The sequence below is a fragment of the Pseudomonas cichorii genome (assembly GCF_019719005.1).
Taxonomy (GTDB): Bacteria; Pseudomonadota; Gammaproteobacteria; order Pseudomonadales; family Pseudomonadaceae; genus Aquipseudomonas; species Aquipseudomonas cichorii_E.
The window spans coordinates 103,013-124,113 of the sequence record NZ_JAIGPJ010000012.1 but is presented as its reverse complement, the minus strand read 5'-3'; the positions used below and the strand labels follow the sequence as shown (position 1 = coordinate 124,113).

Annotated in this window: 15 protein-coding genes and 2 tRNA genes; 1 reads left to right on the top strand and 16 read right to left on the bottom strand. The window is 57.1% G+C overall.

Going from position 1 to position 21,101, the window contains the following annotated elements; all coding sequences use genetic code 11:
* Positions 1 to 61 precede the first annotated feature (61 nt).
* The 3 genes from K5D32_RS11990 to K5D32_RS11980 all read right to left on the bottom strand — a co-directional run bounded on the left by K5D32_RS11990 (position 62) and on the right by K5D32_RS11980 (position 5,136).
* Positions 62 to 2,077 (bottom strand): alkaline phosphatase D family protein, encoded by a 2,016-nt coding sequence (locus K5D32_RS11990; protein WP_221594273.1) that lies wholly within the window; start codon positions 2,075 to 2,077, stop codon positions 62 to 64.
* A gap of 187 nt (positions 2,078 to 2,264) precedes the next feature.
* Positions 2,265 to 4,652 carry a TonB-dependent siderophore receptor gene (locus K5D32_RS11985; RefSeq protein ID WP_221600424.1) on the bottom strand — a complete coding sequence of 796 codons (2,388 nt, stop codon included), beginning with the start codon at positions 4,650 to 4,652 and terminating at the stop codon, positions 2,265 to 2,267.
* 407 nt (positions 4,653 to 5,059) lie between these two features.
* Positions 5,060 to 5,136, bottom strand: a tRNA-Met gene (locus tag K5D32_RS11980).
* A 662-nt stretch (positions 5,137 to 5,798) separates the two neighbouring features.
* Here K5D32_RS11980 and K5D32_RS11975 point away from each other — a divergent pair.
* Positions 5,799 to 7,856 (top strand): methyl-accepting chemotaxis protein, encoded by a 2,058-nt coding sequence (locus tag K5D32_RS11975; protein ID WP_221578023.1) that lies wholly within the window; start codon positions 5,799 to 5,801, stop codon positions 7,854 to 7,856.
* 105 nt (positions 7,857 to 7,961) lie between these two features.
* Here the strand turns inward: K5D32_RS11975 and K5D32_RS11970 are convergent, their stop codons facing one another.
* From K5D32_RS11970 to K5D32_RS11910, 13 genes are all read right to left on the bottom strand, one after another.
* Positions 7,962 to 9,956: a bifunctional diguanylate cyclase/phosphodiesterase gene (locus K5D32_RS11970; protein ID WP_221600422.1), complete on the bottom strand. Its 1,995-nt coding sequence runs from the start codon at positions 9,954 to 9,956 to the stop codon at positions 7,962 to 7,964.
* 327 nt (positions 9,957 to 10,283) lie between these two features.
* Positions 10,284 to 11,174, bottom strand: a complete 891-nt coding sequence (rfbA, locus tag K5D32_RS11965; RefSeq protein ID WP_221600420.1) for a glucose-1-phosphate thymidylyltransferase RfbA — start codon at positions 11,172 to 11,174, stop codon at positions 10,284 to 10,286.
* On the bottom strand, positions 11,171 to 12,076 hold the full coding sequence (gene rfbD / locus K5D32_RS11960) for a dTDP-4-dehydrorhamnose reductase (RefSeq protein WP_221594269.1): 906 nt from the start codon (positions 12,074 to 12,076) through the stop codon (positions 11,171 to 11,173). Before rfbD ends, rfbA begins: the two co-directional genes overlap by 4 nt.
* Positions 12,073 to 13,149 carry a dTDP-glucose 4,6-dehydratase gene (rfbB, locus tag K5D32_RS11955; RefSeq protein WP_221600418.1) on the bottom strand — a complete coding sequence of 359 codons (1,077 nt, stop codon included), beginning with the start codon at positions 13,147 to 13,149 and terminating at the stop codon, positions 12,073 to 12,075. The genes rfbD and rfbB overlap by 4 nt, the downstream gene beginning before the upstream one ends.
* Positions 13,150 to 13,248: 99 nt before the next feature.
* Complete coding sequence (locus K5D32_RS11950) at positions 13,249 to 13,560, bottom strand: hypothetical protein (RefSeq protein WP_221600416.1); 312 nt, start codon at positions 13,558 to 13,560, stop codon at positions 13,249 to 13,251.
* Between the two features lie 455 nt (positions 13,561 to 14,015).
* Complete coding sequence (gene ychF / locus K5D32_RS11945) at positions 14,016 to 15,116, bottom strand: redox-regulated ATPase YchF (protein WP_221578018.1); 1,101 nt, start codon at positions 15,114 to 15,116, stop codon at positions 14,016 to 14,018.
* A 21-nt stretch (positions 15,117 to 15,137) separates the two neighbouring features.
* Positions 15,138 to 15,722 carry an aminoacyl-tRNA hydrolase gene (gene pth / locus K5D32_RS11940; RefSeq protein WP_025258595.1) on the bottom strand — a complete coding sequence of 195 codons (585 nt, stop codon included), beginning with the start codon at positions 15,720 to 15,722 and terminating at the stop codon, positions 15,138 to 15,140.
* Positions 15,723 to 15,886: 164 nt separating this feature from the next.
* On the bottom strand, positions 15,887 to 16,492 hold the full coding sequence (locus tag K5D32_RS11935) for a 50S ribosomal protein L25/general stress protein Ctc (protein WP_025258596.1): 606 nt from the start codon (positions 16,490 to 16,492) through the stop codon (positions 15,887 to 15,889).
* Positions 16,493 to 16,629: 137 nt separating this feature from the next.
* Positions 16,630 to 17,571 carry a ribose-phosphate pyrophosphokinase gene (locus K5D32_RS11930; protein WP_025258597.1) on the bottom strand — a complete coding sequence of 314 codons (942 nt, stop codon included), beginning with the start codon at positions 17,569 to 17,571 and terminating at the stop codon, positions 16,630 to 16,632.
* 46 nt (positions 17,572 to 17,617) lie between these two features.
* Positions 17,618 to 17,692: transfer RNA gene (locus K5D32_RS11925), tRNA-Gln, on the bottom strand.
* 40 nt (positions 17,693 to 17,732) lie between these two features.
* Positions 17,733 to 18,581: a 4-(cytidine 5'-diphospho)-2-C-methyl-D-erythritol kinase gene (gene ispE / locus K5D32_RS11920; protein WP_221600414.1), complete on the bottom strand. Its 849-nt coding sequence runs from the start codon at positions 18,579 to 18,581 to the stop codon at positions 17,733 to 17,735.
* A gap of 2 nt (positions 18,582 to 18,583) precedes the next feature.
* Positions 18,584 to 19,201, bottom strand: a complete 618-nt coding sequence (lolB, locus tag K5D32_RS11915) for a lipoprotein insertase outer membrane protein LolB (protein ID WP_221600412.1) — start codon at positions 19,199 to 19,201, stop codon at positions 18,584 to 18,586.
* Positions 19,202 to 19,205: 4 nt separating this feature from the next.
* Positions 19,206 to 20,933 carry a tetratricopeptide repeat protein gene (locus tag K5D32_RS11910; protein ID WP_221594266.1) on the bottom strand — a complete coding sequence of 576 codons (1,728 nt, stop codon included), beginning with the start codon at positions 20,931 to 20,933 and terminating at the stop codon, positions 19,206 to 19,208.
* Positions 20,934 to 21,101 lie beyond the last annotated feature (168 nt).

Sequence of the window (21,101 nt, the reverse complement as noted above, 5' to 3'; positions counted from 1 at the left end):
GGGCGTAGCAGTGTTCACAAAATCTGGTAGCTACTATCGACCCGGCAATCGCCGATAAGGTTCAGCGGTGACTATCGCTCGTTTTGCCGTCATTTTCCAGAAAACTGCTGTCCGGCGAGGACCGCTCGTCCTTGTACTCTTCCGGTTTGACGAAGCAGGTGGGCGCAGAGCCATTAGCGTTGAGCTGATTGATCAGGGTCGGCTCGCCACGCTCATTGAAAAAGACCTGGCCGATACCTGCCGAATTCCATAACCGCTCACCGGCCTTGCTGTGCTGCGGCGTGCGCGGAATGACTTTCATGCGCCGACGTTTGGTGAACCAGTTGAGCGGCGAGCGCGGCGAGTAGAGCCAGCGGTTCAGGCGATCGAAGGTGTCGAGCAGGCGACGGGGAAACTCGTTCTTGATGCCGCTGCTGGTGATCTGCCAGATACGTGGCCCGCCGCTGCGCTTGCGAATCAGGATTTCGTAGACAAACGAATAATGCACGTCTCCGGAAAGGATGACGTAGTTCCCCGGCGTCCTGGAATGACCAAAGATGTTGAGAATGACCTGTGCGGCCCCGCGATGCGCCATCCAGTTTTCCGCATCCACCAGCAACGGATAACCGAGCCAGCTGAATACCCGCTGGATAGCCTCTATCAGCTTGACCCCGAACACGGGCGCTGGCGACACGATGATTGCGGCCTTGTGGTCGAGCAACTCTTGCTGCAGTTCGCTGAGCGCTTCCCAGTCCATCAGGCCTGAGGGCTGACTGAAGTTCCACTCACTGCGCCAGCGCCGGGTACGGGTATCGAGCACCACCAGCGCCGGGCTGGTAGGTAAAACGTAGTGCCATTGCTGGAAGTGCAGCAGTTTGTCGATCACGGCATCCTGGTTCTTGCTGGCCCAGCGGTTGTCATGGTCCTTGACCTCTGCACTCAAGGCCTCGACCTGGCGGATAAGGTCATCAAACGCATCAGGATTGTTGCCCCAGCCCTGGCACAGCAGATAGGCGAGCAGCGCGTTGCCGATGATGCGTTTGGAGAACGGATGGCCGTAGGCGCTTTCTTCCCAGTTGGCAGACAGGTTCCAGTCATCGGTGATGTCGTGGTCATCGAAAATCATCATGCAGGGCAGATGCGCCATGGCCCGCGCTACGCCACCCACGCCGCGTTTGAAATCGTCGATCAGGTGCTGTTCTCTTACGTAGCGTTCGCACTGTTCGGCATCGAGCTTCGGCATGTCCGGATTGATCAGTGTCCAGGGTGTCGGCGACCAGACCAGCAGATACATCGCCATGACTTCCGCCAGCGTGACCAGATGGTTGTCCGCCGAACTGCTGGTGAACACAGGTTTACTGACCCCGCCAAAGAACCGCTCGCGCAGCGTTTCGTTGCTCTTGAGTGCCGGCAGCAGATCGGCGCGCTGGTAATAGCTGGCCGGGTGCTGATAGAGATCGACGCTGTCATCGATCACAGCACCTTCAAGCCGCTCCCCGAACAGGCCAAGGCGTTCGATCAAGGCATGAATGGCACGCAGCATGGGGCCAGCAACGTCGTCGGCGTAAACCTGATCGCCGCTCATCATCAGCAGGGCAGGGCGCTCCAGCGGATCTTTTGCATCTGCCAGCAGGCGGTCGACACACAGCAGGCCGTCAGCCGCAGGATGATGCGGTTTGCGGCATGAGCCGTGGAGCATATGGTCGATCTTGCTGCGCACCACAAAGTTCGGGCTGCCGGTTTCGGCGTACAGCAGATGAGGCGCCCAGTCGGCGATGCCGCTGTGCGTTTCGCCATCGATCAGCAGGTCGTAACCGATCAGGGTGTCTCTGGGGAGTTCGTTATCCAGCTTTACGTCGATCAGGTGTACAAAGGCATGACGACCTACAGCGATAACCTTGCATTGCCCGGCGTCGAGCGGATAGTCCGTGCAAGCCTGCGCCCCGTTGGCGTCAGTGAATTGCAGACGCAAAGTCATGGAAAGCGCTCGCGACCCTGTCAGCCAAAGCACCAGGCGGTTTGCTTCCTGACGACGCAAGACAGGACCAGCGAGTACAGCAGGCAGGTTTGAAGACGGTTCGGCGGGGTTTACGGACATCCTGGTTTCAGGCTCTGACTGAATTTCGACCAGAAATGGTAACGCAGGCGGTGTGAAAAATTCCTACAGGTATCGCCAGGCATGCGGAGCAGAATGTTTCAAAACAATACCGGATGGCAGGCATGAAAAAGCCGATGCCAGAAGCTCTGGCATCGGCTTTTCAGAGGTTTTCAGTGCGTCAGAGGGATCAGAGAGTCCACTTCAGCGAGAACATCAGGTTGCGTGGATCGCCGTAGACGCCCATGCCGCCGCCTTCAGGAATACCTTGCCAGTACTTGGTATCAAACACGTTATTGAAATTGACGCGGCCATCCCAGTGCTCGTCGAACTTGTAGCCAGCCATCAGACCAACGACAGAATACGCATTCTGAGTCGCATAGCCATTGCCGACCCGCTCAAAGGTTTCGCTTTGGGCAAGAATATCTGCACCAACGCGCCATTTGCTCAGATCGCCCTGCAGGTTGTAGCTGGTGACGGCCTTGAACAGATGCTTGGGTTGATCCGGCGAGAAGTTACGACCTTCGTTACGCTCTTCGGCATCTTTGACGTACTGGCTCAGCAGATAGGTATAGGCTGCGGAGAACTGCCAGTTCGGGGTCAGTGCACCGCTGATCTCGGTGTCGATACCACGACTGCGTACTTCGCCAGCAGCGCTGTAACACCGGGTGGCAGGGAAGCTTGGGCAGTTGGCCGTGGACTGGTTGGCAATCTCATACGCGCGGTTTTCCTGAGTCATATCGAAGAGCGCTACCGATGCGTTCAGTGCGCCATCGAAGTATTCGCCTTTCAATCCGATTTCGTAGCTTTCACCGGTCATCGGATCAAGTACAGAGCCTGAGGCGCTTTTGTTGTCTTGCGGCTTGAAGATTTCGGTATAGCTGGCGTAGACCGAGTAGGTATCGTTCAGGTCGTAAATAACGCCCGCGTAAGGGGTGACTTCCTGTGTGACCTTGTAGTCGCTGGTGCCGCTGCGGTCATCGTAGTCATACCAGCTCAACCGGCTACCAACGATCACGTGCAGTTTATCGGTCGGGTTGAAGCGTGCTGCTGCATAAACAGCTTCTTCTGTCGCCGTGTTTTTGCCTTGGTAGAAGTTCCAGTTACTGTCGCCACGTTCTGGCTTCACAATCGTGCCAGGGGTGATAGCAAAAGGATCTACGGTATAGGCATTCCACCAGCCACCGACCTGATCGAATTTTTCCTGGCGACGGCTCGCACCGAGCGTCAACTCATGCTCTCGACCAAACAACTGGAAGGGGCCAGTGAGCGTGCCATCCAGGTTGGTTTGTACATCCGTGGTGTCATAGGCACCAGCCCCTAATGTGTATGTAGAGGATGTTGAGTCGAGTTGCAGATAGTTGGAAAAGCTTTCTGACTTGGCCCAGATTTTCGCTGCTGCCAGTTTTGCGTTCCAGCCATTGTCGAAACGGTGAGTCACGTCAGTGAATACGCTGACATTATCCCTGTCCCAATAAGCCCAGTCGCCGCTCAAAAAGGTCGAGCGCGAAAAGTGCAGATTTTCACCGTTAGGGCCTGATGGCAGGCTACCCCAGTCGGAAGTCGCGTCGTCACGCTGTTTGGAGGCGCCAATGCTCCAGGTGGTGGCATCGCTCAGATCGGCTTCCAGAACTCCGTAAAAGGTCTGACGCTGTTTGTTGCGCTCATCGACAAAACTTTTGTCATCCTGATAAGCAGTCACAAAGCGGCCGCGAAGGGTGCCGGACTCGTTCAGCTTGTTGGAGGCATCGACTTCAGTACGGTAACGATCCCAACTGCCAGCGCTGGTGGTGATGCTGACCTGCGGCGTCGCGGTAGGACGCTTGCGCACCATATTCAGTGTCGCCGACGGGTTGCCTGCACCGGTCATTAGGCCCGTTGCACCACGAACCACTTCAACGCGGTCATAGATGGAAAGGTCAGCCTCGGCCAGGGTGTCCTGAGTGAAAGTACTCAGGATGCTAGGCAGGCCGTCATACATCAGGTTATCGATGGTGAAGCCACGAGCCAGGAACTGCTGACGGTCCTGACCGAACTTGCGAAGAGTCACGCCCGGTGCATATTTGACAACGTCATTGAGGTCATTCATGCCAGTGTCATCCATGCGCTGGCGCGTGATGACGCTGACCGACTGAGGCGTTTCACGGATCGACAATGGCAACTTGGTCGCCGTATTCATGGAGCCCGTAGTGTAGGAGTTGGTGCCTTCGGTGGTCGCAACCCCGGCAATGCCCGTGTCGGCATCGATATTCACGTTACCCAGCGATACCGGGCCTGCGGCCTGCTGCTGGAATACCTGTGCAGAATTACCCTGCACGGTTGCACCGAGACCACTTCCGGCCAGCAACTGATTCAGTGCTTGCGCCGGCTCCAGATTGCCACGTACCGCTGGCGCCTGTTTGCCCGCGACGGACTTGGCATCGAAAGTCACTTGCATGCCGCTGGCCTTGCTCAATTGAGTCAGAGACGACGACAGGGACTGAGATGGCAGGTTCAAGCTGACAGGAGCAGCCATGGCAACGGCCGAGAGGCCTAGTGCCAGAGCACCGGTCAGCGTGGGGATAAAGGGACGAAGCATCTCGTGATTCCTAGAGGGGCATGAAGACTTGGCAACTTTGCGAGAGGCGTAGCGGAGGGCGCTCGACATGGCAAAGGGCGGCGTGAAGCGCAGGATTTAACAATTTTTTCACAAGTATGTAAATACAAACGATTTGCAATTGCTCCTTTATTTATGTTCGTTTCTGCGCCGATGCCTCGCGTGCCTGATGGTGAGGCATTCTGTGATGCAAGCCTGGCTGGGTTGTGGGCCTGCCGAGGACGAAGAAGCTCAGTCTAGAGCCTTGGCTTTATCCGACAGGTGGTGGAATCAGAAGACAGTGGCCCAGGATTATCGAGCGGGCGAATTGGGTATCAGGGGAGGGGGATAGCGGATTGCTGAGCGTCAGAAACAAGAAAGCCCGCACGAGGCGGGCTTCTTGTTGAACTTGGTGGCTACACAGGGACTTGAACCCCGGACCCCAGCATTATGAATGCTATGCTCTAACCAACTGAGCTATGTAGCCAAGTGGCGCGCATTATTCGCGCAGAACGACTATGTGTCAAGCGTCGATATGAAAAATAATTGCGATTGATCAATCGGTTAGCTCGGGTCTGCTGCAGCGCCTCTGTTTTCAGGGGCTTTGGAGGGTACGGCTATTTGTCTTGCGGCCTGGCTAACCTGCTCGCATTCGTGGCGCGTGTCAGTCGATGGCGTCTCCTGCCATTCACTCCGACTGTTTCTTCCAGTGACATGTTACGGGACTCATTTTTCAGGCCGCTACGAACGCCGTCACAGAACGGCTGATGTTCGGTTTTCCGAGTGCTGGAAGGCGTTTGCGTCGGTGAGGCCACGCGAGTTTTGCCTGAAAGGGAACCGCAGTGCCCGTGTTGTCCACGCAGGTCGTCCACTTTCTGCGCATTAGATGAACTTTCTGCGTCATTTGTGGGATTTCGCTGCAAGAGGGCCTGCTTCGGTCCAAATCTTGCTTTGTTCCGCGTAATGCACTGAACAAGATCCATTTTTGTGCCTTTAAAACATGGACGACTTCGCTTTTCGGATAAACGAGTAGCGATGGCTATCGTCATTAAATCAATAACATGGCATTTTGCTATTTGGCTTTTTTGAAAAAGGGCATCTGCACGGGTTTACCCGGTTTTTGCAGGGTGTCACAGGGGGATGGCGGACATGAGTGGGCTTTTATCACCAGGTATGCGCCTGATGGGGCATTTTGGTTTCGCGCGTAAGTTTCAGGTCCTGTTCTTGTTGTTCATGCTGCCTCTGGTGGGCAGCGTATGGATGATTGCTCAGGATTATCGCAACAAGCTTGCGGTGATTACGGGCGAACAGTCAGGTGTGCGTCAGTTGCTGGTTCTCGATGACCTGGATTTCGAGCTATCGGCTCAGCGTGATAACGCGGCGCGCTGGAAGGCTGCCGATATTCTTCGTGAACCCACTCCTGCGGCCAAGGCTGCGGTTGCCAGGCTTGATGCCAACGTCTCGAAAATCTCCCAGTCACTTGATGCTGTGGGCGCCAAATTGGCGCAGGAAGATGCCACTGCTGAAGCAATGGAGCGTTACAGGGCATTGCAGGCGTCCGTAAAAGGCCTGGATTCTGCCTCGTTGCGCACCGTCGGCTGGTGGCCGGATGGCTATGATCGTTTTACGGCTGCCCTGAGTCTGACCCAGGCCTTGCGTGAGCAGATCGCGATGGATAGCGGCCTGATCCTCGATCCCTGGCTGGAAACCTACATGCTGATGCAGCTTTCCACTCAGCAGATGCCGGATCTGATCGAGCGTATAGGTCGTATGGCCAGTATCGGTCAAACCTCCGTGGCTACAGGTCAGTTCAGTCTGCAAAGTCGTTTGCAGATGCGTGACCTGCGCGGTCGCATCGATGATGCCAAGGATCAAATGCACAAGGCGGGCAATCTGCTGTTGTCCAAGCTGCCGCCGGAGCTGGAGCCTTGGGCTGTAAAATACAAGGCGACCTCCGCGATGCTGGACGCCGAGCTGAAAGTGCTGGATGAGGGCGTATTCGGTGGCACCATCAAGCTCAAGCCCGAAGAGTTCGAGCGCAGCATTGATACCCTGTTGGGCGGGATGGCTCAGTTGCGCAAGCAGTCGCTGGTTTCTCTGAACGATCGGCTCGAGTACTACCGCGATACTTCCAACATGCAGTTCATTCCGATGGCCGTGGCCTTTGGTGTGCTGCTGCTGGCAGCGCTCTATCTGTTCGTCTGCCTGCAATCTTCAATTCGCCGCAGTGCCAGCGGTATTACCACGCTTGCCGAGTCGTTGCGCGACGGTAATCTGTGCGTCGAGGTTTCGGTTCAGGGGCGTGACGAGCTGGCCGCAATCAGCAAGGCGCTGAACGTTGCGGTGGTGCAGTTGCGTACCAGCCTGTTGGGCGTCAATCACGAAACCCGGCAACTGGGTGATGCAGTGCTGACCCTCAATACCCAGTCAAATGGCACGCTCAGTGAAGTCGAGGAGCAGCAGTATCAGATCAGCCAGATTGCAGCCGCGGCCACCGAGCTGGCGGCAACTTCTCAGGGGGTGGCCAGAAGTTGTGAACAGGCTTCCGACAGCGCACGCCAGACCCGCAAGATTGCAGAAGAAAGCAGCCGCGACAGCCGACGTACCACCGACAGCATCCAGCAGCTCAATCAGCGCCTGACGGACACTGCTGCGGCTCTGGGACGTGTCAGCGAGCAGGGGCAGCAGATCCAGTCGGTGGTGGATGCTATTCGTGGTATTGCCGAACAGACCAACCTGCTGGCGCTCAACGCGGCCATCGAGGCGGCGCGGGCGGGCGAGCAGGGGCGTGGGTTTGCGGTGGTGGCCGATGAGGTCCGCAGCCTGTCGCAACGTACTCAGGCCTCAACGGCAGAAATCGCCGGTACTGTGGACAGCTTGCGCTCTACCGTGACTCAGGCCGTCAATCTGATGGAAGCGGCTTGTGGTCAGGCGGTCAACGATGCTCAGTCCGTGACCGGGCTGGGTTTGCGGTTGGGTGAAATTGCTTCTGCCGTGCAAGGTGTGACGGACACCCTGGTGCAGATTTCCACTGCGGTCGAAGAACAGGCTTCGACGGCCGATGAGGTCAGTAACAATATTCAACAGGTGGATCAGGCAGCAGGTCGTTTGCTTGATGGGGCACGCGCCGTCAATCAGGCGGCCGATACCCTGAGCAAGGGCAGTCGTGCGTTGAACGACAATACAGCGCGCTTTCAGTTGGGTTGATAGGGTCTTACCGAGCGCTTCACTCAATGACACCTCAATCGCCAGGTCCGGCGGTTGAGGTGTTTTGCATTGGGGAGCAGTGTCTTGCGTTGTGTCGGGCTGCCGTCAAACGGCTACTGCTGGTTCATTGATCCACGTGGGTGCCACGCTTTGCAGTTGCACCCAGGGCTGCGGTTTACCCAGCAGATAACCCTGGAACTCATCCACTCCCATGGCATGCAGGCATTGCGCCTGGGTATGGGTTTCGATCCCTTCGGCAACGATCTTCAACGAAAAGCGCTTGGCGATGAGCACAGCACTTTCGACCACGGCCAGGGCCCGGTCATCAAGCTGGGCGACGAATGAGCGGTCGATCTTGATGCCATCGATGGGCAGCTCACGCAATCTGGACAGTGAGGAATAGCCGGTGCCGAAGTCGTCGATGTGGATGTGCACACCCAGTTTTCTCAGGTGATGCAGCGATTCGAGAATGCGATCCTTCCAGGCTTCGTCAAACACAGACTCGGTAACCTCCACGATCAGCCGGGCAGGGGACAGACGCTCTATCGCGAGCGTCTGGGCGACGAATCGGGTGAAGCCGGGAGTCACCAACTGGCGAATGGAAACGTTCACGGCAACCGACGGCAGTTCGGGGCCGGTTTTCTCCCAGGTGACGGCTGCGCGGCAGGCCTGCTGCAATACCCAGGCGCCGAGTTCGACGATCAGGTCGGACTCTTCGGCTATGGGAATGAATTCCTGCGGGCCTACAGCGCCCAGTAGAGAAGGGTTCCAGCGCAGCAAGGCTTCGATGCACATCACTTCGCCGGTTGTTGCCGAGATCAGGGGCTGGAATACCAGGGACAGGCTTTCATCATGCACGGCCTGGCGCAGGGCGATGTTGATGTCCAGCTTGCGACGCTGAATGCGCGCCAGTTCCTGATCGTAAAACACGATGCGGCCACGGCCCTGTCGCTTGGCTTCCGCGGATGCCAGGTCGGAGGCTTGCAGCAGGGTTTCAATGTTGTCGCCATCGTCGCCCTGAATGGCAATGCCGATGCTGACGCCGATACGCAGGGAGGCAGAGGCGACCTCGAAGTTCTTTATCAGCGCTTCCCCGAGGTTTTCAGCCAATTGCCAGGACCGGGTGCGGATATCGAGTAATGCTGGCGTCACGACAATGAACTCATCGCCTCCCCAGCGGGCGATGGAAGAGCCGTCGGGCAGCAGGGATTTCAAGCGCTTCGCAACGCCCTGAAGGATTTCGTCGCCACAGGCATGTCCCAGCCCGTCATTGATCTGCTTGAAGTGATCCAGGTCGAGAAACAGGACGGCGCGTAATCGGGGAGCGAAATCCGGCAGCGGGCTCAAGTCGTACATCAGGCCACGGCGGTTAGGCAGGCCGGTGAGCGGATCGTGGTGAGCCAGATTGTGCAGGGAGCGGGTCCTGTCGGCGACGCGCTCTTCAAGCTCTGCATTGGTGGCGAGCACTTCCTCGGTGCGCTGGGTCAACTGTTCGACCAGATCCGAGTTTTCATACTTCAATTCGATGGAATTGCGCAGCCGGGCATAGTTGTTGCGATGCCCTGCAATCATCAGGCAGTAAAAAACGACGCCAATGACGCTGAGGATCCACTGCGAAGGCGTCTGCACAGCCAACTGAAAACACGCAGGCAGCATCATGAGGCCAAAGTACACCGGCCCCATCAAACGCATGGGTGCCAATATTCCGCTGGCACCACCGGCCATGGCCGACATCACCATGATGATCAGGTACTGCTGGGCAGGTGGATACGTGTTGAACTCACTCAGAATCAGGACCGCCCACAGAAAACCGGTGGCAAACAGGCCGGCTCCCTGAAGCTTCCAGGCTCTATCAAGCCATTCGATCGATTGACCTCTGGGAGTATTGGCGGCTTTGAGCAGGTAGTGATGCAAGGCATACCTGAATCCCAGGGTGGTCACGACGATTGTCAGCCATGTCCAGTGACATTCGCGGTCGATTTCCGATGTCTGGACCAGCAGCACCATACCGATTGCCGCGACCAGTTGAGCCCACAGACCTGCAAGGTTGCTGCCTAATGTGTATTGCAGAAGCTCAGCCTTCAGATGGGCCTTGTTCATCTTGTCTTTCCCGACAGGTACTTTCTATGGGAGTCCGTGTGTGAAGTGAGATCCATGAGTGAAGGCAGACTGCATTCCTGTAGCGGGTCTGGCCAGATGCGATGCAAGGCTCTGGGCTGCATGCATCTTTGATCTAAATGATGGCTAAATGCAATCACTATAAGGCAGTGGAGGATTGGGCTTGTAATTACGCGGTCACGCCGTTATCGGCCGCAAGCGTTCAGAGCTTGAGATGCCGATCATCGGGCAGCCGTTAAGAGGAAGGAGTTGCAGAAATATCGCCTTTGGCCACGTGATGCAGCCAAAGGCAGAGGAGGAGCGCAGGGGTCAGAACGAGCCGTGTTTCAGCAGCTTTTGCAGGTATTGACCGTAGCCGGTCTTTTTCAGTTTCTCAGCCTGCTCACCCAGTTGTTGAGCCGTGATCCAGCCATTGGAGTAGGCGATTTCTTCCAGGCAGGCCACTTTCCAGCCCTGACGCTGTTCGATGGTATGCACGAAGTGGCTCGCCTCCAGAAGCGATTCGTGGGTGCCGGTGTCGAGCCAGGCGAAACCGCGGCCCAGAATTTCCACCGTCAGGCTTTTCTGTTCCAGATAGGCTTTGTTCACGTCGGTGATTTCCAGTTCGCCACGCTCGGAAGGCTTGATGTTCCTGGCAATCTCGACAACCTGGTTATCGTAGAAATACAGCCCGGTCACGGCATAGCTGGATTTCGGATTGGCCGGTTTCTCTTCAATGCTCAGTGCCCGACCGCTTTCGTCGAACTCCACCACGCCAAAGCGCTCCGGATCTGAAACGTGATAGCCGAATACAGTCGCACCACTGCTTTGCTGAGTCGCGGCGTGCAGTTTTTCCGAGAAGTGCTGACCGTAGAAAATGTTGTCGCCAAGGATCAGGCAGCATGGATCCTTGCCAATGAACTCTTCACCGATCAGGAAAGCCTGTGCCAGGCCATCGGGGCTGGGTTGCTCTGCATAGGTGAGTTCGATGCCGTACTGGCTGCCGTCTCCCAGGAGCTTGCGGAAAGAGGGCAAGTCGTCTGGCGTGGAGATAATCAGGATTTCACGCATCCCCGCCAGCATCAGCACCGACAGAGGATAGAAAATCATCGGCTTGTCGTAGATCGGCAGCATTTGCTTCGAAACGCCGAGGGTCAACGGATGCAGACGAGTGCCCGAGCCTCCGGCCAGGATGATGCCTTTACGATTGGTCGTGATCATTTATTCAGGGTTTCCATGAGCATTCGGGTTACACCACTTTGCCAATCCGGCAAGTGCAGGGAAAAGGCACTACGCAGTTTTGCTGTGTCCAGGCGCGAATTCAAAGGCCGTTGCGCGGGCGTCGGATAGTCGATGGTCCCGATGGGATTGACGGCTTCTACTGCCAGTTGCTCGCCATTGGCCCGGGCAAAGTCGATGACATATTGCGCGTAGGCATGCCATGACACTTCGCCTGCTGGCGCCAGATGATAGATCCCGCCGAGTTGCGGGCGCGCCAGTGTCTGTTGCAGGGCAACTGCCGTTACATCCGCCAGCAGCTCAGCGCCTGTGGGCGCGCCGATCTGATCGCTGATGACACTGAGCGTCGGACGATCCTTGGCGAGTCGCAGCATGGTCTTGGCAAAATTGTTGCCACGTGCCGCGTACACCCAACTGGTACGAAAGATCAGGTATTTGCAGCCCGATGCAGCAATGAGCTGCTCACCTTCGAGTTTGGTTGCGCCGTAATGATTGATGGGCGAAACCGCATCGTTTTCTTTCCAGGCGGTTGTGCCTGTGCCATCGAACACATAGTCGGTCGAGTAGTGAATCAGCAGAGCGTCTAGCTGGCAGGCTTCTTCGGCCATGACCTGGCTGGCCAGGGCGTTGATCCGGTGTGCCGCTTCCCGCTCGCTCTCGGCCTTGTCGACAGCCGTGTAGGCCGCGGCATTGACGATGACCTGGGGCTGGACACGACGAATCGTATCCCGCAGACCGGTCAGATCAGCCAGGTCGCCAGCCAGCTCGCCGCAAGTGGTCTGTGCAGGATGTCTATCCAGCGCTATCACTTCGCCAAGCACTGCCAGCGAGCGCTGCAATTCCCATCCGACCTGACCGTTTTTCCCAAGTAGAAGTATTTTCATGCTTTCCCGGTGCGCGATGCGTAGTTTTTATCGATCCATTGTTGATAACTACCGCTTTTCACATGAGCGACCCACTCAGGGTTATCGAGGTACCACTGCACGGTCTTGCGGATGCCGGACTCGAAACTTTCCTCGGGAACCCAGCCCAGCTCACGCTGAATCTTGCTGGCGTCGATTGCATAGCGTAGATCATGCCCGGGGCGGTCCTGAACATAAGTGATCAGGTCGGCATGGGGGCGGAAGGCCGAGTCGGGACGAAGCTGGTCGAGCAGGGCGCAGACAGTGTGCACCACTTCGATGTTCTGTTTTTCGTTGTGACCGCCGATGTTGTACGTCTCGCCGATCTCGCCCTCGGTCACCACCTTGTAGAGTGCGCGTGCGTGATCTTCCACGTAAAGCCAGTCACGGACCTGATTGCCCTTGCCGTAGATAGGCAGAGGCTTGCCTTCCAGTGCGTTGAGAATGATCAGCGGGATCAGCTTCTCAGGGAAGTGGCAGGGGCCGTAATTGTTCGAGCAGTTGGTGACCAGTGTCGGCAGGCCGTAGGTCCGGCTCCAGGCGCGCACCAGATGGTCGGAACTGGCCTTGCTGGCCGAGTACGGCGAGCTTGGCTGATAAGGCGTGGTCTCGGTGAACAGGTCTTCCGGCCCTTCAAGGTCGCCATACACTTCATCGGTGGAAATGTGGTGGAAGCGGAACGCTGCCTTGCGCGTATCGTCCAGTCCATTCCAGTAACCGCGAGCGGCTTCCAGCAGCGCGTAAGTGCCGATGATGTTGGTCTGGATAAACTCCGAAGGCCCGCTGATGGAGCGGTCGACATGGGACTCGGCAGCCAGGTGCATCACCGCATCGGGCTGGTGATCGTGAAAGACCCGGTCGAGTTCTTCACGGTTGCAGATATCCACATGCTCGAATGCATAACGCTCGCTCTTGTCCGCCGACTGGAGGGATTCGAGATTGCCAGCGTAGGTCAGCTTGTCGACATTGACCACAGCGTCGGTCGTGTTGGCGATGATATGGCGAATGACCGCCGAGCCAATGAAGCCTGCACCACCTGTTACTAAGATCTTCACGAGAGTTTTTACCTTGGATTCTGACAAGACTTGAGTGCGCCAACTGGAGGTCGCGACTGTAAGGGACAAGCTGACCTGACGATAGTACAAGGCAGCATTTTACATGGAAAAATCGCTATCGCAGGCCTGAAGCAGCAATCGCTCGATCTGCGCCAGCTCCCAGGTGCTCAACAGGCTGACCGGATCTGTGCCGTAACGCTGGGTTTCCAGGCTCCACTCCCTGCCGCCCGGGTCAAGACAGCGTTGGCAATGATGCAGACGCCTGTCACTGAAGTCGAGGGTCAGGCACCAGCCTTCGAGAGTGATTTGCAGCAGCCCCGAGTCAAGGTGCTGCACAAATTGCAGGGAGTGAATGCCCTGAGCCGTGTCCCTCAATTGCTGATAAACCTCGCGTGCGCTCAAGGGGTGCATCTATTCCACTCCCTGCAAACGGTTTTCCTTGATCTTGCTGACGGCGTTGAAAAAAGGAATTTTCAAGGCCGTTGCCAGCCTGCGAGCAAAAGACGGTACCAGATCTGGATGCCCAAGCGATGGAACGCAACACACCCAGGCGGGACTCGGTATAGGTTGCCAGCGTTGGGTGATCATTTCCACCATCGCGTCTACCAGCTAATGCGATCAGTTAAGAGGCTGATTTCAAAAAACGGGTGGCTGGAATCAAAATCCGTGGGAGGGGCCTTAACTGATCGGCATTACCTCTACTAGCGCATCATCTAAGTGATTCTTTTGCTTACCCGTAGCTGCCAATTGCCCCCCCAACCGCTATGCATGGTTATGCCACCTGCATAAACACAAAACCCCCGAATCGCCAGGCAATTCGGGGGCTTTTAGGATTCATCAGCATCCGTGGCAACCCACGGCAGGCATCAGACGTTGAAGCGGAAGTGCATCACGTCGCCATCCTTGACGATGTATTCCTTGCCTTCCAGACGCCATTTACCGGCTTCCTTGGCGCCGGCCTCGCCCTTGAACTGGATGAAGTCTTCGTAGGCGATGACTTCGGCGCGGATGAAGCCTTTTTCGAAGTCGGTGTGGATCACGGCAGCGCCTTGTGGCGCGGTGGCGCCTACGCGGACGGTCCAGGCGCGGACTTCTTTCACGCCAGCGGTGAAGTAGGTCTGCAGGTTGAGCAGCTCGTAGCCAGCGCGGATCACGCGGTTCAGGCCTGGCTCTTCGAGGCCCAGGGCTTCGAGGAACATGTCTTTCTCTTCGCCTTCTTCAAGTTCGGCGATTTCGGCTTCGATCTTGTTGCAGACCGGTACCACGATCGCGCCTTCTTCTTCGGCGATGGCCATGACGACGTCCAGGAACGGATTGTTCTCGAAACCGTCTTCGGCCACGTTGGCGATGTACATCACAGGCTTGCTGGTCAGCAGGTGGAAGCCGCGGATAACCAGTTTCTCGTCGGCGCTCATGCCTTTCATCAGGCTGCGTGCAGGCTTGCCTTCGGTGAAGTGAGCGATGAGTTTTTCCAGTACGGCTTTCTGGGCCACTGCATCCTTGTCGCCGCCCTTGGCGTTGCGAGTGACTTTCTGCAGTTGCTTCTCGCAACTGTCGAGGTCGGCAAAGATCAGTTCGAGGTCGATGATTTCGATATCGCGTTTCGGGTCGACGCTGTTGGAGACGTGAATCACGTTCTCGTCTTCAAAGCAGCGGACCACGTGGGCGATGGCATCGGTTTCACGGATGTTGGCCAGGAACTTGTTGCCCAGGCCTTCACCTTTGGAGGCGCCAGCCACCAGACCGGCGATGTCGACGAACTCCATGGTGGTCGGCATGACGCGCTCGGGTTTTACGATGGCGGCCAGAGCGTCCAGACGTGGATCGGGCATCGGCACGATACCGGTGTTGGGTTCGATCGTGCAGAAGGGAAAGTTCTCTGCCGCAATGCCGGACTTGGTCAGGGCGTTGAACAGGGTGGACTTGCCGACGTTAGGCAGGCCGACGATTCCGCAGTTGAATCCCATGGTGTTTCCCCTCGAGTGATGTCAGGCCTTCTGGCTGTGCAGGTTTTTCATCGCCCGGTTCCATTCACCGGCGAAGATATCCGGCAGCACGCCGAGGGCAAAGTCGATACTGGCATCCAGTTTTTCCTGTTCGGCGCGTGGAGCTCGACCCAGGACAAAACCGGAGACCTTGCTGGCATCGCCTGGGTGGCCGATGCCAAGCCGCAAGCGATGGAAAGTGTTCTGGTTACCGAGCTGCGCGATGATGTCGCGCAGACCGTTGTGACCGCCATGCCCGCCGCCAACTTTCAGTTTGGCAACGCCGGGAGGCAGGTCGAGTTCGTCGTGCGCTACCAGAATGGAGTCGACCGAAATGCGGTAGAAGCCGGCGAGTGCCGCTACAGCCTGACCGCTGCGGTTCATGTAGGTAGTAGGAATCAGCAGACGAACATCCTGACCCTGATGCGTGAAGCGTCCGGTCAGGCCAAAGAATTTGCGCTCGGGAACGAGGTTGACTCGTTGCGCCGCAGCAATACGCTCAACGAAAAGAGCCCCTGCGTTATGCCGGGTCTGTTCGTATTCAGTGCCGGGGTTTCCCAGGCCAACGATCAGTTTTATGGCGGTCACGACAGGGGCTCTTCCTTGGAGTTGTGGATAACACCGCTTGCGAAAGCGGCAACTGTGGACGAAAAGTGCTCATTTACCATGATGTAAACTCCGCGATCCCGCCCGCTTTGCCTGCTATCGCTCGCGATGTTTCCTGAGCAACTCCGACGTTACCAAGTAATGAATTACTCGGCAGCGCCTTCTTCTTTGGTGTCTTCTGCAGCTACGCGTGGAGCGTGGACGTTGGCGATAGCCAGGTCGGTACCGTGCGCCAGTGCGACGAACTCAACGCCTTTTGGCGCTTTGAGGTCGGACAGGTGAACGTTGGAACCGATTTCCAGAGCGCCCAGATCCACTTCGATGAACTCAGGCAGATCTTTAGGCAGGCAGGAAACTTCCAGCTCGGTAGTGGTGTGCGAGATCTCGCCGCCTTTCTTGACCGGAGCTTCTTCGTTGATGAAGTGAACCGGAACGATGGCGGTCAGTTTCTGGCCGGCAACAACACGTACGAAGTCAGCGTGCAGTACGTGACCTTTTGCTGGGTGACGCTGCAGTGCCTTGATCAGGACGTTCTGCTTCTTGCCACCAACATTCAGCTCGATAACGTGGCTGAAAGCAGCTTCGTTTTCCAGCAGTTTGGCAACTTCTTTGGCCAGCATGCTGATGGACTCAGGGGCTTTGTCAGCACCGTAGACAACAGCTGGAACCAGGCTTGCGAGACGACGCAGGCGGCGGCTCGCACCTTTCCCCAGGTCGGAACGCACTTCAGCATTCAGAGTGAAATCATTCATTTTGTTTCTCCAAAATAACCACACTCGCTTTGGCGTTTGCGACCAGCGCCAATGCGATATGGGCAAAAAAGCCCCGCCCTGACCGGATGCCAGGGCGGGGCGCTTTTCGTCGACGAGATGAGCGCCAGGGAAAACCCTTAGCGGAACATCGCGCTGATCGATTCTTCGTTGCTGATACGGCGAACCGCTTCAGCGACTACCGGTGCGATATCCAGTTGACGGATACGGCTACAGGCTTGTGCAGCAGCGGACAACGGGATGGTGTTACTCACCACCAGTTCGTCCAGCACGGAATTTTCAATGTTTTCGATCGCCCGACCCGACAGCACAGGGTGTGTGCAGTAGGCAAAGACCTTGGCTGCGCCATGCTCTTTCAGGGCCTTTGCCGCATGGCACAGAGTGCCGGCGGTATCGACCATGTCGTCGACCAGAATACAGGTACGCCCTTCGACATCACCGATGATATGCATCACTTCGGAGTGATTGGCTTTCTCACGGCGTTTGTCGATGATCCCGAGATCGACGCCCAGGGATTTGGCAACAGCACGTGCACGCACGACGCCACCGATATCCGGGGAAACGATCATCAGGTTTTCAAAGCGCTGATCTTCGATGTCATCCACCAGAACAGGGGAGCCGTAGATGTTATCTACAGGAATATCGAAGAAACCTTGTATCTGGTCAGCATGAAGATCAACCGTGAGAACACGATCGATACCCACCACGGTCAGCATGTCAGCAACGACTTTCGCGCTGATGGCAACACGTGCGGAACGCGGACGGCGATCCTGACGGGCATAACCAAAGTAAGGAATCACAGCAGTGATTCGGGACGCTGAGGAGCGGCGGAAGGCATCAGCCATCACGACGAGTTCCATCAGGTTATCGTTGGTCGGAGCGCAAGTCGGCTGAATAATGAAGACATCTTTACCGCGGACGTTTTCATTGATCTCAGTGCTGATCTCGCCGTCGGAGAACTTACCGACAGAGACGTCACCGAGAGGGATATGCAGCTGACGTACTACACGCCGAGCCAGATCGGGGTTAGCGTTCCCCGTAAAGACCATCATCTTGGACACGCGCAGTACCTGGAGGCTGAGGGTATACCTGGATGAGTATAGAAAATGGCAGGGGCGGCTGGATTCGAACCAACGCATGGCAGGATCAAAACCTGCTGCCTTACCGCTTGGCGACGCCCCTGTATTGAATCAATCCGAGTGCCTGGCACTCGATTCCTTTTTCACAGAATCTGTAGCTTGCGATGCAACATCGAAACGTTGCTTCCTTTTGCTACGAACCCTGTAAGGGTCTCTGTAAGAAGGGCCGAGACTTTATCAGCTTCAGCTTTGTTTGGGAAGGCCCCAAACACACAACTTCCAGTTCCGGTTAATTTTGCTTCGGTAAAATTACCTAACAAATTCAAAGCGTTACGTACATCTGGATAACGCTTCTCTACAACCGCTCTACAGTCGTTTTGACTGTTTCCCTTGGGAACGGGGCGCACTTTAATGGGAGGAGTGTCACGTGTCAACAGTGGATCTGAAAAAATTTCTGCTGTACTTACAGATACTTGCGGCACAAGTACCAAATACCACGGTTCTTCGGGGTTTATAGGGGTGAGAATTTCTCCTACACCCTCTGCAAATGCAGCACGCCCACGCACGAAAACCGGGACGTCGGCCCCGAGAGTCAGGCCCAGAGCGGCCAGGCGATCTTCGTCCCAGCCAAGATGCCAGAGATGGTTCAGACCCAGCAGGGTGGTTGCCGCATCGGAACTGCCACCCCCGATGCCGCCGCCCATGGGCAGGCGTTTTTCCAGCCAGATATCCATGCCCAGCGTGCAGCCGGACTGTTTCTGCAATGCTCTGGCAGCCCTGACGATCAGATTGCTGTCGTGAGGAACGCCGGGAACATCGGTTTGCAGGCGTATTTCACCGTCCTCGCGAACGGCGAAGCCGAGTTCGTCGCCGTAATCGAGAAACTGAAAGATGGTTTCCAGCTGGTGATAGCCGTCAGGGCGACGGCCAAGAATGTGCAGCATCAGGTTCAGCTTGGCGGGAGCGGGCAGGGTCAGGCTTGGCGTGCTCATGCTTATTGCCCCAGTTTGCGGGGCTGCCAGTCCTTGATGACCAGCGTGACGTCCAGATCCTGTCCGTGCAGCTTGATGCGCTCAGGCAGCCAGTAACCGTTCTGCTCGGCATAGCTGAGGTATTCAACCTGCCAGCCATCCTGTTCGAGGTTGGCCAGACGGCTGTCGTCATCCAGGGTCAGGCGGCTCTTGCTGTCGGGAGCGGGAAGGCCGCGTACCCACCAGACGAGGTGCGAGACCGGAAGTTTCCAGCCCAGTTGATCCTGTAACAGGGTTTCCGGGCTGGCCGCTTCATAGCGACCCTGATTGGCCACTTCGAGAGTCACGCCGCCGGGACGACCGGTCAGGCGTGCCGCACCGCGTCCCAGAGGGCCGGAGAGGCGAATGTCGTAATAATCCTGGCGTTGCAGCCAGAACAGGGTCCCGCTGCCGGAGTCCCGGGGAGCACGAATGCCGACCTTGCCGTTGATCTGCCAGCCGTCGAGGCTGCTCAGTTGTTGCTTGTGTTCGCGCCACTGCGCGGGATCACCCTTGCCCTGAAGGGCTTCGCGGGAAGTCAGGCCGGCACAGCCGGTGAGCAGGGCAATGAGGCTGAATACGATTACACGGCGCAAAAACATAACGTCAAAGATTCTCTGATCCGGTCAGGCGCAGCACGGTGCTACGCAGAATAGGGCTGTCAGGTTGCTGTTCGAGGGCTTTAGCCCAGACTTTACGGGCTTCACGCTGTTCGCCCTTGGCCCAGAGCACTTCGCCCAGGTGAGCGGCGACTTCGTGGTCGGGGAAGCGTTCAAGCGCCATACGCAGCAGGCGTTCGGCTTCGTCCAGGTTGCCCATGCGGTAATTGACCCAGCCCAGGCTGTCGAGCACGGCCGGATCGTCCGGTGTCAGGGTGTGGGCCTTTTCAATCAGCTCCCTGGCTTCGGCGTAACGGGTCGTGCGATCCGAAAGGGTATAACCCAGGGCATTCAGGGCCATGGCGTTTTCCGGTTCGCGCTTGATGATTGCCCGCAGGTCCTTTTCCATCTGTGCCAGATCGTTGCGCTTTTCAGCCAGCATGGCGCGTGTATAAAGCAGGTTCACGTCGTCAGGGTACTGCTTGAGCGCCTGATTCAGCACTTGCCAGCCACGGTCGGGCTGATTGTTGCTGGTCAGGGTTTCTGCTTCGATCAGGTATAGCTGGATCGCGTAGTCCGGCTGCGAGTCGCGGGCTTCGGCGAGGCGCTTGGAGGCTTCGGCGGCATTGCCGTTGCTCATCAGAATGTCGCTCTGGCGAAGCTGGGCGGACAGGAAGTCACTGCCCGGTCCGACCTGTGCGTATTCGGCAAGGGCGCTTTGCGGGTCGTCGCGCTCTTCGTGGATACGGCCCAGGTTCAGGTGCGCGGAGTCGACATGTGCGCCTCGTTCCACCAGCTCTTCCAGATAAACGGCCGCTTCGTCCCAGGCCTTGGCTTCCAGGCAGACCAGCGCCAGGGAGAAACGCAGTTCGTCGTCATCCGGGTATTGCTTCAGAAGGCTGGAGAACTGCACCTTGGCGTCTTCCATGCGGTTCTGTTCGACCAGCATGCGGGCGTAGGTCAGGCGCAGACGTTTGTCTTCCGGGTATTTCTTGAGGCTTTTTTCCAGGATCGGCAGCCCTTCCTTGCCACGACCCATGCCTTGCAGCAGGCGGGTGCGCAACAGGATTGGCGCAATTTCGCCGTCCTTCGGCGGATTGTCTTCAAGCAGGCGCAAGGAGCGCTCGGAGTCGCCGTTCTGCTGGAGCAGCAGCGCCTTGCCGAAGATCAACTGGCCATTGTTCGGGTATTTACCCAGCAGCCGGTCGAAACTCTTGAGCAGACCATTGCGGGTATCGGTGTCGGTTTCCGCAGCAGAGAGCGCCAGGAAGTCGAAATGCGTATCGCCCTGACCCTGCAGAACCTTCTCCATGTACATCATGGAGTCGTCATAGCGTCCGGAGCGTGCCAGCTGAATCGCGGCGGCTCTTTGCGCTTCCAGGTTGCCCGGGTCGTTGCGTGCCCAGATCATGGCGGTATCCAGAGCGGCCTGATCGGCGCCCAGATACTCGGCGATGCGATAGGCCCGTTCGGAAACGGCCGGGTCCTGGGTCTTGACCGCCTGGGTGACGTAATTGTCGAGCGCAATGTCGAAACGGTTACGCTGGCCTGCCAGTTCGGCACTGAGCAGGCTGACCAGAGTGTCCTGAGTGAACGAGCCATAGACCAGCGGCTTTGTTTCAGGCACGGGAGGTGTGTCTTTCTGTGCAGTCACAGGTTGCTGTGAGACGGGAGCCATGGACTGGCAGCCGCCGAGAAAGACAAGGGCGAGGAACAACGCGGAGGATCTAGTCATATATAAGAAAGGCGGCTTACCTGCGGTTTGGAGCATCATGACACAAGGCTGTCGGCAAAACCCACCACCGGTGGAAAAACTACTGCAACAGCGGTTCTGCGGCGTCGCCACCCCAAAAAGGGGGCCTGCGACGAGCGATTCTAGTGGGACAATAATATGCAGTGGTTG